General features: G+C 59.0%; 12 protein-coding genes and 1 pseudogene. 6 read left to right on the forward strand and 7 right to left on the reverse strand.

The features are described from left to right. The first annotated feature begins 545 nt into the window (after positions 1 to 545). The 4 genes from R1A29_RS06000 (at position 546) to R1A29_RS06015 (ending at position 4,520) form a co-directional block, all read left to right on the forward strand. A complete protein-coding gene (locus R1A29_RS06000; RefSeq protein WP_265812098.1) occupies positions 546 to 806 on the forward strand; it encodes an Os1348 family RiPP precursor in 261 nt (86 codons plus the stop codon). Between the two features lie 99 nt (positions 807 to 905). Then, positions 906 to 1,382 (forward strand): GNAT family N-acetyltransferase, encoded by a 477-nt coding sequence (locus tag R1A29_RS06005; RefSeq protein WP_438300915.1) that lies wholly within the window; start codon positions 906 to 908, stop codon positions 1,380 to 1,382. Between the two features lie 15 nt (positions 1,383 to 1,397). Further along, on the forward strand, positions 1,398 to 2,558 hold the full coding sequence (locus R1A29_RS06010) for an aKG-HExxH-type peptide beta-hydroxylase (RefSeq protein ID WP_438300916.1): 1,161 nt from the start codon (positions 1,398 to 1,400) through the stop codon (positions 2,556 to 2,558). A gap of 15 nt (positions 2,559 to 2,573) precedes the next feature. Beyond that, positions 2,574 to 4,520, forward strand: a complete 1,947-nt coding sequence (locus R1A29_RS06015; RefSeq protein ID WP_438300917.1) for a multinuclear nonheme iron-dependent oxidase — start codon at positions 2,574 to 2,576, stop codon at positions 4,518 to 4,520. A gap of 62 nt (positions 4,521 to 4,582) precedes the next feature. Here R1A29_RS06015 and emhC read toward each other — a convergent pair whose 3' ends face one another. The 3 genes and pseudogenes from emhC to emhA all read right to left on the reverse strand — a co-directional run bounded on the left by emhC (position 4,583) and on the right by emhA (position 10,345). Continuing rightward, positions 4,583 to 6,043 (reverse strand): efflux RND transporter outer membrane subunit EmhC, encoded by a 1,461-nt coding sequence (emhC, locus tag R1A29_RS06020; RefSeq protein WP_085712977.1) that lies wholly within the window; start codon positions 6,041 to 6,043, stop codon positions 4,583 to 4,585. Beyond that, a pseudogene (gene emhB / locus R1A29_RS06025) lies at positions 6,040 to 9,187 on the reverse strand (efflux RND transporter permease subunit EmhB). Before emhB ends, emhC begins: the two are co-directional and overlap by 4 nt. Before the next feature lie 3 nt (positions 9,188 to 9,190). Then, complete coding sequence (gene emhA, locus R1A29_RS06030) at positions 9,191 to 10,345, reverse strand: efflux RND transporter periplasmic adaptor subunit EmhA (protein WP_438300918.1); 1,155 nt, start codon at positions 10,343 to 10,345, stop codon at positions 9,191 to 9,193. A gap of 266 nt (positions 10,346 to 10,611) precedes the next feature. Between emhA and emhR the strand changes: the two genes are divergently transcribed. Further along, positions 10,612 to 11,244 carry an efflux system transcriptional repressor EmhR gene (gene emhR / locus R1A29_RS06035; RefSeq protein WP_438300919.1) on the forward strand — a complete coding sequence of 211 codons (633 nt, stop codon included), beginning with the start codon at positions 10,612 to 10,614 and terminating at the stop codon, positions 11,242 to 11,244. Positions 11,245 to 11,559: 315 nt separating this feature from the next. Here emhR and R1A29_RS06040 read toward each other — a convergent pair whose 3' ends face one another. The 4 genes from R1A29_RS06040 to R1A29_RS06055 form a co-directional block, all read right to left on the reverse strand. Further along, the gene (locus tag R1A29_RS06040; protein WP_438300920.1) at positions 11,560 to 12,195 is read right to left on the reverse strand and encodes a hypothetical protein; all 636 of its coding nucleotides are present in this window, start codon (positions 12,193 to 12,195) and stop codon (positions 11,560 to 11,562) included. A gap of 221 nt (positions 12,196 to 12,416) precedes the next feature. Next, positions 12,417 to 13,466 carry an alkene reductase gene (locus R1A29_RS06045; RefSeq protein WP_085712981.1) on the reverse strand — a complete coding sequence of 350 codons (1,050 nt, stop codon included), beginning with the start codon at positions 13,464 to 13,466 and terminating at the stop codon, positions 12,417 to 12,419. A 32-nt stretch (positions 13,467 to 13,498) separates the two neighbouring features. Further along, the gene (locus tag R1A29_RS06050) at positions 13,499 to 14,662 is read right to left on the reverse strand and encodes an MFS transporter (protein WP_438300921.1); all 1,164 of its coding nucleotides are present in this window, start codon (positions 14,660 to 14,662) and stop codon (positions 13,499 to 13,501) included. Positions 14,663 to 14,696: 34 nt separating this feature from the next. Then, entirely contained in the window at positions 14,697 to 14,999 is a 303-nt protein-coding gene (locus tag R1A29_RS06055; protein ID WP_007957866.1) for an ArsR/SmtB family transcription factor, read from the reverse strand. 171 nt (positions 15,000 to 15,170) lie between these two features. Here R1A29_RS06055 and R1A29_RS06060 point away from each other — a divergent pair, with 171 nt between their 5' ends. Then, positions 15,171 to 15,743 (forward strand): ACP phosphodiesterase, encoded by a 573-nt coding sequence (locus R1A29_RS06060; RefSeq protein ID WP_438300922.1) that lies wholly within the window; start codon positions 15,171 to 15,173, stop codon positions 15,741 to 15,743. Positions 15,744 to 15,756 lie beyond the last annotated feature (13 nt).

Genomic DNA, 15,756 nt, shown 5'->3' on the forward strand with positions numbered 1-15,756 from the left:
AGCCGCAACCGGAAGTTGCAGACAAGAAACGGACTCGATGAAACGAAGGGCGGGATCAGCCCGAGCGGGTAGGACGCATGGTCATGGGGGTGAACCTGTTTTTATTGGTTTTGTTGGTGTGGGCAATGGTGAGGGGGATCGGCACGGGTATTCAATCGGGGTAAACAGGGTTGTGTGCGATTATCGAACGCTAATCGGTGAGGGTTTTATTTTCCGTTTTTACCGCATTCTTAATGAAATCCCGTGTTTATGTTTTGTATTAACGAGTTGCTCCGATGGTGTTCTATTAATGGCGATTGTGGATGTGCTTATTTCTTTAGTGGTAGGAAATTACCTACAGTAATTATTGCAATAAAGGCTCTCTCAGTCATCGCCGGTTCAACTTAATAATTGGCGTTATCGCTTATCGTGAAAAGGTTTAACGGGAAGTTGTGTTGTAACTGGCAAAGGAAACAGGCATTGCTATATTCAGAATTCTCGAAAGGGGCAGGGAGGTTAATTGTCGCTCTCGAGAGGATTAATTATTGACAACAAGGAGAGATAACATGCCTGCAAAAGTGAATCAGGAACGTCTCGCGACGGTGGTCGGTCGTGCCCTTATCGATAAGGACTTTGCGGAACAGTTGCACAAGGATGCTGAAGGCGCGGCCAAGGGCATCGGTGTGCATCTGAGCGCATCCGAACTGGGCGCCGTCAAGAGTATTGATGTAGCAAAACTGGGCACCGCCGGGGCGGGTATTCGCGACAAGCTGGGAGCGGCTGCGATATTTGACCAGCAACAACAGATTCAGGCACGGATGGACTGATGCCCGGGGGGCTGTTTGGCGTGTCATGGAGCGGTGATCCGGCTCTGTGTGCGCCAAATGGCCCGATTGCAAAGTGCTTGCACAGGGAGTGAGCGACGTATGTCAGTCACCTTGATTCCCATGGACGACGCGGACTTTGTGACGTTTACCGAAAGGGCGGTCGAAGAATACGCCCAGGGCATGGTCGCCTCGGGAGAGTGGAGTCAGGCAGAGGCCCCACACCGATCCGCCGCGGCTTTCGCACAGTTGCTGGACAAGGGAAGGCTGACCGAAAACCATCAGCTCTGGGTGATCAGGGCCAACCAGCGACGCATCGGTGAGTTGTGGATTGCCCGCAGGCACGTCGGTGCAAAGCCGATTGCCTTCATTCTGGATATCTACATCGAACCCGGCGAGCGCCGTCAGGGTCATGCCCGGCAATCGATGCTGGCCGCCGAAACCTGGGCGCGTCAGAACGATTGCGAGGAAATGCGTCTTCACGTATTTGGTCGCAACCTGCCGGCGCGTGGTCTTTATGAACAATTGGGCTATGACATTGCCAGTCTGACCATGGCGAAACCATTGCCGCCTGCCTGAATGGATGGTTGAAAAATGGATATTGGAAACCACAGCGAACTTGATTCGACGGTTGATGACTTGTTTAAAGGGAACACATTTCTCGCGGACGACAGACATTCAAGGTTTCAAGTCTTACTTGAACATGTCAGTCGCAATCGTTTCACCGTCTTCATGGTTTTATATACCGAGTTGTTCAAACTGTTTTCCGGGGAGTCGAGGTTGTCGGTGTTTTTCGATAAGGCGGTGGAACTTGTATTGCTGCCACCCCGTGAACAGGCTTTGATTATCAATGATCCGGTTTTTCAGATATGGACCGGGCAGGCTTTTCGATTAACCAATCACTTTCTGGTCGGCAAGTCAGAAAGTACTGACGAACTGGAAAAAACATTGCTCGAATTTCCTGACATGCTCGATCGGGTCACGATCCGAAGCAAGTCTGGCGCGGTTCTGAACGATCCGCCGGTCTACCGCTTCGACGCCGATCCACTGATCATGCAGGCCACGCCGCCCAGTTATGAATTCCCGGAAGACGAGGCGACCCGCAAGCGCCTGGAGCGCGGCAGTGTTTCCAGCCGGTTCTTCGCTGACGTGGTGAAGATTGCCCTGTTGCGGATCGAGCACACCTGGCCGGCCTGCCGCGAACAGATGAAGTTTCTGATCAAGTCGATTTGCTACCTGCCGGACGGTTCTTTTCGCAGTTGTTCGGCTTCGCGTTACACCGGCGTCATCCTCCTGGCGAGCCGGGACGACTCGATCCTCGATCTTGAGGAATCCCTGGTGCATGAGGCAACTCACCAGTTGCTTTATCACGTCGTCGAGGTGTCTGCGATTGTCGACCCTGGTGCTTCTCAGGAGGCGTCATTCAGCTTGCCGTGGTCGGGTCAGAAACGTGACCTGTATGGCTACTTTCATGCGTTTTACGTGTACATCGCACTGGTCAAGTACATGGAGCGGGTTCGGTCGCGTTCCGACGAGGAATTGCAGCGGGCGCAGAACCGTCTGCTGTTCATCCTGCGTGGGCTGATCCGGGCCTTGCCCGACCTTCAGGGCAGTGAGGATTTCACGCCCCATGGGCGCCAGTTGCTGGAAAACCTTGCCGCCGAGGTGCGGGCCATGGAGAGCAGATACGCCGGGCGGCTGGCCGCTGCGGCGCCATTGCCGACGACGCCACCGGTATTGGGTGCGACGGCCTGAGCCCGGGAGGCAATCATGACGATGTTCGATGCTTCGCGGTTTCCCGAGGCCGGGGTAGGGCTGGAGTATCACTTGCCCCGTCACCGGGTGGCGGATCATGCAGTCGATCCGGCCCTCGAACGGATCCTCGCCGAAGGGCTGCCGCATTTCGATTACCTGGAGTTTCAGCCGACCCACAGCATCCTCGAGCCGCGACTGCTTGAAGTGGGGGAGCAGACGCCCAGTCTGCTGCATTCCTCCAGCCTGTCTCTGGGCAGTGTAGGCATCGCGATGGATCGCGAGTTTCTGCAGATGACCCGACGGCTGTGCGACAGAACCCGCTCACCCTGGCTGGCGGAGCACATTTCCTGGTCGCGGTTTCACGGCGGTGACACCCAGCACTTCATTTTGCCGACCCTGGCGGCGGAAGTTGCGGACACGGTGGTCGCCAACGCCCTGGAACTGCAAGCACTGACCGCGACGCCGCTGGTACTGGAAAACGCACCACGCCTGTTTTCATTGGTCGACGCCCACGAGCAGTCGGAAGGCGAATTCATTTCCACCGTGGTACAACGCAGCGGTGCGGGGTTTCTGCTGGATCTGGATAGCGCCATCGCCACTGCCAAAGCGCTGGGTTATGACCTGAAAGACTATCTGCGTTCGTTGCCGCTGGACCGGTTGATTGAAATCCACACCGGGCATCCGCGTCGGGACTGGGATCTGTTGACGCAGTTGTTTGCAGTGTCTCCCGTCCGGGCGGTGACGCTGGAGTGGGATATCGCCGACAGAACCGATGATGCGCAACTGGAGGTCCTGATTCGCGACATCAAGCGTCTCAAGCCCAGGGTGCTGTTCTGGCAGGGGCGCGAGCCGCCAGTGCAGGACATGCCGGCCCTCGAGCCCGGCTCGTTGCTCAAACTCAGGGAAAGCGTGTGGTTCAGTGTCGGGTCTTCATCCTTTGTGCTGCGGGATCGGCAGTCGGGCCTGAGTCTGGACTTCTGCCTGACGTTGCTGCCGTTGTTGAACCACTTCATGACCCCGCATTCGCTTGAGAGTGCGCTGATGCTGCCGGGCGTTTTGAACAGCCCGGAGCAGGGCAGTCATCTGGCTTTTTTGCAGGCGCTGGTGAGTCACGGGATTGTGCAGTCGGTCGCAGGCCCGTCGGACAGGACGCACAGGCAACCGCTCAAACTCTGGTCCCGCTGGGAAGCGGCGCTGGAGTTTTACCTCAGCACCCGCACCGGTTTGCAGACGCCCTATGTCAGCGTCGTCGAGCTTGAGGCCGAGCTGGAACAGAAGGCCTCGCAGCAGCGTCAGCCGTCATCGTTCAAGGACTATCACTCTCACCCCTTCATCGCTCTGGAAAATCCGCTGCTGGTGCCTGGCGAGACCCTCGCTGAGACGACGCTGCTCGATTCGCTGTGCGCCCGGCGCACGTCTCGGGCGTTCAGTGGCAAGCCGTTGACCCCGACGCAGTTGTCCCTGCTGCTTTATTACACCTGGGGCGTGACGGCGATGGAGCCGAACGGCATGGGTGACTTTTTCCTGAAGAAAACCTCGCCGTCCGGCGGCTCGCTGCAAGCCACCGAGGTGTACGCGGTGCTGATGAATGTGCAGGGTTTCGAGCGAGGGCTCTACCACTACTCCGTGCGCCGCCATGGACTGGAATTGCTGTCGCGGGAGGATCCTAGAACCTGGATCAGCGAGGCAAGCGGTGGGCAACCCTGGGTGAAGGACGCGGCCGCGGTGTTCGTGTCCACCGCGCGGGTCGAGCGGTTGGCCTGGAAGTACGAGTTCAGCCGGGCGCTACGGGTGGCGTTGATGGATGCCGGGCACCTGAGCCAGACGTTTTCACTGGTGGCCACGGCCCTGAACCTTGGGTGTTTCACCACGGCGGCGCTGCGCGATGAAATGTTCGAAAACCGCCTGGGGCTTGATTATCTGGAAGAACCGGTGTTTTTGCTCAACGGTGTCGGCGGCTGAAGGCGTTGTGCAGACAACAAAAAGCCCACCGGATGGTGGGCTTTTTGTTTATCGCGAGATGATCAGAACAACTTCATCTTCGGCGCTTCTTCTTTCAACGGTTCGTTCTGCGCGGTTTGTGCATTCCAGCCACCGCCCAGGGCCTTGTACAGGTTGACCGCGCTGGTCAGCTGCGCGAGGCGGTCGGTGATCAGGGCCTGTTGGGCGCTGAACAGCTGACGCTGGGCATCGAGGAAGGTCAGGTTGCTGTCGACGCCGATGCGGTAGCGACGCTCGGCCAGACGGTAGTAGTCCTGGTTCGCAGCGACGAAATCACGCTGGGCCTGCAACTGCTCGGTGTAGGTCTGGCGCGCGGCCAGGCCGTCGGCGACTTCCTGGAAGGCCGTTTGAATGGACTTCTCGTAGTTCGCCACGCCGATGTCCTTCTGGATCTTGGCGTAGTCGAGACTGGCGCGCAGGCTGCCGGCGTTGAAGATCGGCAGGTTGATCTGCGGCTGGAACAGCCACGTGCCCGAACCGCCCTTGAACAGGCCGGACAGGTCCGGACTCAGGCTGCCCGCGTTGGCGGTCAGGCTGATGCTCGGGAAGAACGCTGCACGGGCCGCGCCGATGTTGGCGTTGGCGGCCTTCAGGTTGTATTCGGCCTGAAGGATGTCCGGACGACGTTGCAGCAGATCCGACGGCAGACCGGCCGGCACATCGCTGAGCAGGTCATCCGACAGCGGTTTGGCCGCTTGCAGGTTGGCCGGCACGCCGGTGCCGAGCAGCAGGGTCAGGCTGTTTTCGTCCTGGGCCACCTGGCGGGTGTAGCGCGCCAGTTGGGCACGGGCGTTCTCGACCGAGGTACGCGACTGTGCCAGGTCCAGCGCCGAGGCCACACCGACTTCGTTGCTGCGGCTGGTCAGCTTGTAGCTTTCCTCGAAGGCACCGAGGGTGTCCTGAGTCAGCTTGAGCAGTTCCTTGTCGGCCTGCCAGGTCAGGTAGGCGTTGGCCACGCTGGCCACCAGGCTGATCTGGGTGCTGCGGCGCGCTTCTTCGGTGGCGAAGTATTGTTGCAGCGCTTGTTCGCTCAGGCTGCGAACCCGACCGAACAGGTCGAGCTCGTAGGCGCTGATGCCGACGGTGGCGGTGTAGGAACTGGTGATGTTCGCTTCACCGGTCTGCGACGCACGGGCCGGAACCCGCTGACGGCTGCCGCTGGCATTGGCGGAAACCGCCGGGAACAGGTCGGCACGCTGGATGCGGTATTGAGCCGCGTAGGCGTCGATGTTCAGCGCCGCGACACGCAGGTCGCGGTTGTTTTCCAGGGCAACCTGGATCAGCTGTTGCAGGGCAGGGTCATGGAAAAACTGCTTCCAGCCCTGCTCGGCAGCGGCCTGCGCCGGTGCCTGGGCCGGCGAGTACGCCGGGCCCTGCGGGAATTGCGCGGCCACCGGTGCTTCAGGCTGCTGATAATCCGGTATCAGCGAGCAACCGCTCAGCACGAAGGCGGCGACTGCGATGGAGAGTAGCGACTTGCTCATTGGCCAGCCTCTTTAGGAGTTTCTTTGGTGTCATCCTCGCCAGCGATTTTGCGCTGACCCATGGACGACACAGTGACGAAGAACAGTGGGACCCAGAAGATCGCCAGGATCGTGGCCGTGAGCATACCGCCAATCACGCCGGTACCGATCGCGTGTTGACTGCCCGAGCCTGCGCCGGTGGAGATGGCCAACGGTACTACACCGAGGACGAACGCCAGCGAAGTCATGATGATCGGTCGCAGACGCATGCGGCAGGCTTCGATCGCCGCATCGCGCAGACTGCGCCCCTGCTCGTGCAGCTCCTTGGCGAACTCGACGATCAGAATGGCGTTTTTAGCCGCCAGACCGATGGTCGTCAACAGGCCCACCTGGAAGTACACGTCGTTCGACAGACCGCGCAAGCTGGTGGCCATCAGCGCACCGATGATCCCCAGCGGCACGACGAGCATGACCGCGATCGGAATCGACCAGCTTTCATACAGCGCCGCCAGACACAGGAACACCATCAGCAGCGACAGGGCGTACAGCGCTGGCGCTTGCGAGCCGGACAGACGTTCCTCGTAGGACAGACCGGTCCAGGAGATACCGACACCCGGCGGCAGCTTGGCAGCAATCGCTTCGACTTCGGCCATCGCTTCACCGGTGGAGTAACCCGGTGCCGGAGAACCGAGGATCTCCATCGCTTCTACACCGTTGTAACGCGCCAGTTTCGGCGAACCGTAGATCCACTCGCCCTTGGCGAACGCGGAGAACGGAACCATGGTGCCGGCGCTGTTGCGCACGTACCACTTCTTCAGGTCTTCAGGGCTCATGCGAGCACCGGCCTGACCTTGTACGTAAACCTTCTTCACGCGACCGCGGTCGATGAAGTCGTTGACGTAGCTACTACCGAAGGAGATCGACAGGGTGCTGTTGATGTCGGACAGGCTCAAGCCCAGGGCACGGGCCTTCTCGTCGTCGATTTCCAGGTGGTATTGCGGCTCGTCGTTCAGACCGTTCGGACGCACCTGGTAGAGCACCTTGCTCTTCGCGGCCATGCCGAGGAACTGGTTACGGGCTTCCATCAGCTTGTCGTGACCGATACCGGCGCGGTCTTGCAGGAACACGTCGAAACCGGTGGCGTTACCCAACTCCAGTACGGCCGGCGGAGCAAAGGCAAACACCATCGCATCGCGGAAACTGAAGAAGTGCTGCTGGGCACGCTGGGCCAGGGCGAATACGCTGTCGTTCGCACCACGCTCGTGCCATGGCTTGAGCATGATGAACGCCAGACCGGAGCTCTGGCCGCGGCCGGCGAAGTTGAAGCCGTTCACGGTGAACACCGAGGCTACCGAACTGGATTCTTTATCCAGCAGGTAGGAACGCATTTCATCGATCACCACCTGAGTGCGCTCTGCACTGGAACCGGCCGGGGTCTGCACCTGGGCGAACAGTACACCCTGGTCTTCTTCCGGCAGGAACGCCGTTGGAATGCGGGTGAACAGCCAGATCATGCCGACCACGATCAGCAGGTAGGCCAACAGGTACGGCGCCTTGCGCTGCAGGATGTTGCCGACACCACGCTCGTAGCTGCGCACGCTGCGGTCAAAGTTGCGGTTGAACCAGCCGAAGAAACCTTTTTCGGCGTGCCGTGCTCGCCTTTCGGAATCGCTTTGAGCATGGTGGCGCAGAGCGCCGGGGTGAAGATCAGCGCAACCATTACCGACAGGGCCATGGCCGAGACGATGGTGATCGAGAACTGACGGTAGATCACACCGGTGGAGCCGCTGAAGAACGCCATCGGCAGCAGTACCGCCGACAGAACCAGGGCGATACCGACCAGGGCGCCCTGGATCTGGCCCATGGACTTCTTGGTCGCTTCCTTCGGTGACAGGCCTTCTTCGGCCATCACCCGCTCGACGTTTTCCACCACGACGATGGCGTCGTCCACCAGCAAGCCGATGGCCAATACCATACCGAACATGGTCAGGGTGTTGATGCTGAAGCCGGCGGCCGCGAGGATGCCGAACGTACCGAGCAATACCACCGGCACAGTCATCGTGGTGATGACGGTGGCGCGGAAGTTCTGCAGGAACAGGAACATCACCAGGAACACCAGCGCGATCGCTTCGACCAGGGTTTCAACCACACCCTTGATCGATTCGGTCACCACAGGGGTGGTGTCGTACGGGAACACCACTTCCATGCCTGGCGGGAAGAACGGTTTGAGTTCATCAATCGTCTTGCGCAGGGCCTTGGCGGTGTCGAGGGCGTTGGCGCCGTTGGCCAGTTTTACCGCCAGACCGGAAGACGGTTTGCCGTTGAACTGGGCCGAGATGGTGGAGTTTTCACCCCCAGACCGACGTCGGCGACATCGCCGACACGCACTTGCGAACCATCCTGGTTGACCTTAAGCAGAATCGCCTTGAACTGCTCGGCCGTCTGCAGACGGGTCTTGCCGATGATCGTGGCGTTCAGTTGCTGGCCTGGCAGCGCCGGCAGACCGCCGAGCTGACCGGAGGAGATCTGAACGTTCTGCGCCGAGATCGCGGCGCTGACATCAGCCGGGGTCAGGTTGTACTTGTTCAGCTTGGCCGGGTCGAGCCAGATGCGCATCGCGTACTGGGCACCGAAGACCTGGAAGTCACCGACACCGGCAGTCCGCGAGATCGGGTCCTGCATGTTCGACACGATGTAGTTGGACAGGTCGTCCTTGGACATGCTGCCGTCACTGGAGACCACGCCGATTACCAGCAGGAAGTTCTTCACTGCCTTGGTCACGCGGATACCCTGTTGCTGCACTTCCTGCGGCAACAGCGGGGTGGCCAGGTTCAGCTTGTTCTGGACCTGGACCTGCGCGGTGTCGGAGTTGGTGCCTTGCTCGAAGGTCGCGGTGATGGTCATGCTGCCGTCGGAGTTACTTTCCGACGACACATAACGCAGGTTGTCGATACCGTTGAGCTGTTGCTCGATCACCTGCACCACGGTGTCCTGGACCGTCTGTGCCGAAGCACCCGGGTAGGTCACGGAAATCGCAATGGCCGGTGGCGCAATGCTCGGGTACTGGTTGATCGGCAGCTTGAGGATCGATAGAGCCCCGACCAGCATGATCACCAGGGCAATTACCCAGGCGAAAATCGGACGGTCGATAAAAAATTTCGACATGAGTTACTCCCCTTTGCCGCCGTAGGCCTTGTCAGTTGCCTTGGCGGGTGCCGGGTTCTTGGCTACGTTGGTCGCTTCGGTCGGATTGACCTGAACACCCGGACGCACGAATTGCAGTCCTTCGGTGATCAGGCGATCGCCGGCTTTCAGGCCGTCTTCGATCAGCCACTGGCTGCCGACGGTACGGCTGGCCTTGAGCTGACGCAGTTCGACCTTGTTGTCCGCACCGACGACCAGTGCGGTCGGGGTGCCCTTGAGGTCACGGGTCACGCCTTGTTGCGGCGCCAGGATGGCGGCGGCGTTGACACCGGCCTGCAGCTGGGCGCGCACGAACATGCCTGGCAACAGGGTGTGATCCGGGTTCGGGAACACGGCGCGCAGGGTCACGGAACCAGTGGTCGGGTCGACCGACACTTCGGAGAATTCCAGCTTACCGTCGAGCTTGTACTGGCTGCCGTCTTCCAGAGTCAGTTTGACCGCAGCGGCGTTGTCGCCGGCCTTCTGCAGGCGGCCGCTTTCCAGCTCGCGGCGCAGTTCCAGCAGTTCGACCGAGGACTGGGTAACGTCGACGTAGATCGGGTCCAGTTGCTGGATGGTCGCCATCGCATCGGCCTGGCCGTTGCTGACCAGCGCGCCTTCGGTGACCGAAGAGCGACCGATACGCCCGGAGATCGGCGCGTAGACCTTGGTGTAACGCACGTTGATCTGCGCGCTCTGCAGCGAGGCTTCCGATTGCAGGCGGTTGGACACGGCAGTGTCGTATTCCTGACGGCTCACGGCCTGCTCGTCGACCAGTTGCTTGTAGCGATCGGAGATCGACTTGGTCGAACGCAGGTTGGCCTCGGCGCTTTTCAGGGTCGCTTCATAGACCGACGGATCGATCTGATACAGCTGCTGGCCGGCTTTGACATCGCCGCCCTCCTTGAACAGACGCTTAAGAATGATGCCGTTGACCTGTGGACGGACTTCAGCGATGCGGAACGCACTGGTGCGGCCCGGAAGTTCCGACGTCAGGGTGAAGGCTTGTGGTTGCAGGGTGACGACGCCGACCTGAGGAGGTGGTGCGGCGGGAGCCGCCTCTTCCTTTTTACATCCGCTGAGCAGCGATGCCAGGGCGACGGCAGTGACCAGAGCGGTAACAGCTGGCTTGAATTGCATGAAGATCCTCGGGTCAGGCGCGCGAAAAGCGCACAAGAAGTGTGGAAGGGTAAAAACAGGTTACCGGGTGGATAAGTAGCTTGCTAAGGAATATACTTACGTTCATGGTTGTTTGTAAACACCTTGGCTGCGTACCCAACCGGTTACAAAAGTCGTGGCAAGGTCTGAAATTGTAGGCCGGGGAGTCGATCCGCGAGAGATCCACCCCTTTTTATTCAGCGGATATTCAACCATCCCTGAAACATCCTGTTTGAGGTTTTACTGCCATGGTTCGTCGTACCAAAGAGGAAGCTCAGGAAACGCGAAGCCAGATTCTGGAAGCCGCCGAGAAAGCTTTCTATGAAAGGGGCGTGGCCCGTACGACGCTGTCCGACATTGCGAGCCTTGCGGGTGTCACGCGCGGCGCCATCTATTGGCACTTCAGCAACAAGGCCGATCTGTTGCAGGCGATGCTCGATACGCTGAAGGAACCGCTGGATGAGTTGGCAAAAGCCAGCGAAAGCGAGGACGAACCCGACCCGCTGGGCTGCATGCGCAAGCTGCTGATTCATTTGTTTCATCAAATTGCGCTGGACCCGAAAACCCGGCGTATCAACGAAATTCTGTTTCATAAGTGCGAATTCACCGATGAATTGTGCGATCTGCGCCAGCAGCGCCGGACGGCCAGTCTCGATTGCAACCTGCGCATCGGTCTGACCTTGCGTAATGCGGTGAATCGTGGCCAGTTGCCGGAAGATCTCGACACTGCCCGTGCGGCTATCAGCATTCACGCCTATATCGACGGCCTCCTTTACGGATGGCTATTGGCGCCGGACAGCTTCGAACTGTACGCCGAGGCCGAGCGCTGGGTCGATACCGGGCTGGACATGCTGCGCCTGAGCCCGAGCCTGCGCAAATGAAACAAAATTCCATTATCGGGCCTGGCTATGTCAATCGGCTTCGTCGGTACAGTTCTGAAGGGCGAGTTTATACGTAGCGAGCTGTGCATTTTGTAGGGATTTTGTATCTTCATTGAGTGCGTAGCGCCGTGTTATTGATCGGCATATTCGGGGCCGTGGGACCTGCGCTAAACGTGCGATTATCAGTTAGTTATAAAAAGGCGATAAATCTTCTGGTCTGTTCAAGCGAGTGCCTGGTTGCAGATTATTTGCCAAGGTCGGCAAGCACCCTTGTTAAGGTGCTTGCTGTAAATACGCACTGATGCGGAAGGGTGATCAGTTACGGATGTTAATGTTTATGGCGTAATTGTAAGGGGCTTCGGATTGTTGACGTTCAAGGTCTGTAAGGCAAATCAATTTCTTTGAACCGATCGAGCGGATTGTATGTTGCCTTGTGGGTGCGTATTTTACGGAAAATGAAAATGGATCGTAAGGTATGTGGAGTTTTAGCAACGTCGAGAATTCAAATGCATACTCGCCACTTCGGTAAGTAAAGGAATGTTTGACTTCCGAGCTTCTGAATTGACTGTTGGCGTTGCTGGTGCGTTTTGGCGGTTCGCTGCGGAGTAGAAAAAAACCATAGCTGGCTGGGGGGATGATACGTTCGTCTGGGCTGGTCTCATCGATATCCCAGCTTGAATCAGTGAGTGTGAACGTCTCCCTGGTAGCGTTCGTGATATTGACTAGAATGCTGTTGTAAGAGGTTGTTTTACTGGAGGCTCTCCATTCTTTTTCCAGTTCTTTTTGAGATTTTATGTAGTTCGAATTGTATGTTTCCGCATGTTTGGTCTCCTCGATGTACTGGAGAACTTCATCGTTGCTCAGGGTTGACAGATAGCTTTTGATCTCATTGATTTTTTCGCTGTCAACTTTACCTTCGAGGGTTTCTAGGTAGCTTTTGATAATGTCCATATTTTAAGTTCCTTTAGTGAATGTCTTGCGGTTTTTTGTCCTTTGGTTTTTTTTGGAAAGTTATCAGTGTTTCTGTTGTGTTGTTTGTCTGGTGTGTAAATTTTTTTTCTTGTTCGTGGTTTTTACAGGTAGTAGGTTTTGTGTTGGCATTAAAGGCGTTAGTTATTAAAAAAGCCCCGGCTCTTTCGAGTCGGGGCTTTTTAGTTGTAACCGTTAATTAGTTACAACGTTGGGTAGTCGAGGTAGCCGACCGCGCCTTTGCCGTAGAAGGTTTCCGGGTGCGGCTGGTTCAGCGGCGCGTCGGCCTTCAAACGCGCCGGCAGGTCCGGGTTGGCAATGAACGGGATACCGAATGCCACGGCGTCAGCCTTGCCCTCGGCCAGCCACGCGTTGGCGCTGTCCTTGGTGAAACGCTCGTTGGCGATGTACGCGCCGCCGAAAGCTTCTTTCAGTTGCGGGCCGAGGCTGTCGGCGCCTTCTTTCTCGCGGGAGCAGATGAAGGCGATGCCACGCTTGCCCAGTTCACGGGCCACGTAAGTGAAGGTCTCGGCCAGGTTGTCGTCGCCCATGTCATGGGAGTCGGCACGCGGAGCCAGGTGCACGCCGACACGGCCGGCGCCCCAGACTTCGATGGCGGCGTCGGTCACTTCCAGCAGCAGACGGGCACGGTTTTCCAGGGAGCCGCCGTAGTTGTCGGTGCGCTGGTTGGTGCTGCTTTGCAGGAACTGGTCGAGCAGGTAGCCGTTGGCGCCGTGGATTTCCACGCCGTCGAAACCGGCGGCCTTCGCGTTTTCCGCACCGACGCGGTAGGCGTCGACGATGTCGGCGATTTCAGCGGTTTCCAGCGCGCGTGGCGTCGGGAAGTCGGCCAGTGGGCGAACCAGGCTGACGTGGCCTTTGGGCTGGATGGCGCTCGGTGCGACCGGGGTTTCGCCGTTCAGGTACGACGGGTGGGAAATCCGGCCCACGTGCCACAGTTGCAGGACGATCTTGCCACCGGCGGCGTGAACAGCCTTGGTCACGTTGGTCCAGCCACGCACCTGATCGTTGGACCAGATGCCCGGGGTGTCCGGGTAGCCGACGCCCATCGGGGTCACCGAGGTGGCTTCGCTGAGGATCAGGCCGGCGGAGGCGCGTTGTACGTAGTACTCGGCCATCAGCGCGTTCGGTACGCGACCTTCGTCGGCGCGGCAGCGGGTCAGCGGCGCCATGATGATGCGGTTGGACAGCTCGAGGTCGCCCAGTTTGATCGGATCGAAAATTGTTGCCATGAGATACAACCCTCGTGAAGTAAGTGAGTGAATCAGTTAGCGGTGGCCAGCTCGGGATTGCCGTTCCGGCGGAATGTGATCAGGGTGACCAGCAGGGCCAGGATCGCCAGTGCCGCAGCGGCAAGGGGCACGCTGGTCAGGCCGTAGCCGTGGGCGATGACGCTGCCGCCGACCCAGGCGCCCAGAGCGTTGCCGACGTTGAAGGCGCCGATGTTCAGGGTCGACACCAGGTTCGGTGCAGCCTGGCCGTAGGTCACCACGTTCACTTGCAGGGCAGGCACGGCGGCGAAACACGCAGTGGCCCAGAGGAACAGGGTGATTTCGGTCGGGATCAGCGCGACGCTGGTCCAGGTCAGGACGGTGGAGGTCACGGCCATGGCGATGAACACGCCGATCAACGTCGTGGCCAGGCCTTTGTCGGCCATCTTGCCGCCGATGATGTTGCCGACGGTCAGGCCCAGGCCGATCAACATCAGGGTCCAGGTCACGCCACGGGGCGAAACACCGGTGACATCACCCAGCAGCGGCGCGACGTAAGTGAACAGGGTGAATACCGAAGCGGCGAACAGTGCAGTCATGCTCAGCGACAGCCAGATCCCGGCGCCTTTGAGCGCGGCCAGTTCGGCACGCATGTCGAGTTTTTCTTCGTCACGCTTGGCCGGCAGGAAGCGGATCAGGCCGATCAGCGCGATCACACCGATCACGGTCACTGCCCAGAAGGTCGAGCGCCAACCGGCTTCCTGACCGAGGGCGGTGCCCAGCGGCACGCCCAGCACGTTAGCCAGGGTCAGGCCGGTGAACATCAGGGCCACGGCCGAAGCACGTTTGTTCGGCGCCACCAGATTGGCTGCGACCACCGAACCGATGCCGAAGAATGCACCGTGACACAGGGCGGTGACCACTCGGGCGAACATCAGCACCTCGTAGTCAGTGGCGATGGCGCAGAGCAGGTTGCCGATAATGAAAATGCCCATCAACGCCACCAGTGCAGCCTTGCGCGGCAGTTTGGCGGTGGCCATCGCCATGAACGGTGCACCGATGGCTACGCCCAGGGCGTAACCGGTCACCAGCCAGCCGGCGCCGGGGATCGACACGCCGAGATCCGCCGCCACATCGGGCAACAGGCCCATGATGACGAATTCCGTGGTGCCGATGGCGAAGGCGCTCAGGGCGAGTATGAGGAGCGAGAGGGGCATCATTTAGTCCTTTTCGGCTGGCTGACGTTAAGGGTCAGAGCTCTTTACTGAGAGTGCTGAGGAACGCCTGGATCACGTCCTCGTTGCGTTTGAAAAAGTGCCACTGCCCGGCCTTCTGGCTGCTGATCAGCCCGGCCCGTTGCAGGGTGGCCAGGTGGGCGGAGACGGTTGATTGCGACAGGCCGCAGCGTTGGTCGATCTGTCCGGCGCAGATGCCGTACTCGTGGTTGTGGATCTGTTCCGGAAACTGGGCTTTCGGGTCTTTCAGCCAGTTGAGGATGTCTCGCCGTACTGGGTGTGCCAGGGCTTTTATTATTTCGTCGAGGTCAATGTTCATGGCTGGTTGCTCGTGATGTGTGTAGCGCTATATCGCGATGAGGCGAACTTTAAATCGGTATTTCGCGATATACCAATATGAATTCGATCTGACGACCGCATAAATCGGTATATCGGGTTATAACGATATGTGAAGTGTAAACAAACGCGGGCGCGGTGCTAAGCTGCGCCCATGAACTATCTCGCACATTTGCACCTCGGTGGCCAGCGCCCCGGTCAACTGCTCGGCAGTCTGTATGGCGATTTCGTCAAAGGACGGCTGCAAGGGCAGTTTGACCCTGAGATCGAAGCGGCGATTGCCCTGCATCGTCAGATTGACGTGTTCACCGATCGACACCCGTTGGTGGACGCTTCACTGGCGCGTTTTTCCACGACCCGCCGTCGTTACGCCGGCATCGTCCTCGACGTGTTTTTCGACCATTGCCTGGCTCGGGACTGGACGCTTTACGCCGACCGGCCGCTGGGGCAGTTCACCACCGACGTTTATCGCGTGCTGTCCAACGAGCGGCAATTGCCCGAGCGCCTGGCGAAGATCGCCCCGCACATGGTGGCCAATGACTGGTTGGGTTCGTATCAGGAGTTCGAAGTGCTGGAACAGGTGCTGCGCGGGATTTCCCGGCGTCTGAGCAAGCCTGAAGAACTGGCGGGGGCGATGCAGGAATTGCGGCGTCTGTATGAACCGCTCAGTGACGACTTTCGCTTGTTCTACCCACAACTGCAGGACTTCGCAGGCCGGCAGTTGTAGGCAGAGGATGACG

Source organism: Pseudomonas sp. NMS19W, assembly GCF_051554255.1.
In the GTDB taxonomy this organism is placed as follows: domain Bacteria; phylum Pseudomonadota; class Gammaproteobacteria; order Pseudomonadales; family Pseudomonadaceae; genus Aquipseudomonas; species Aquipseudomonas kribbensis.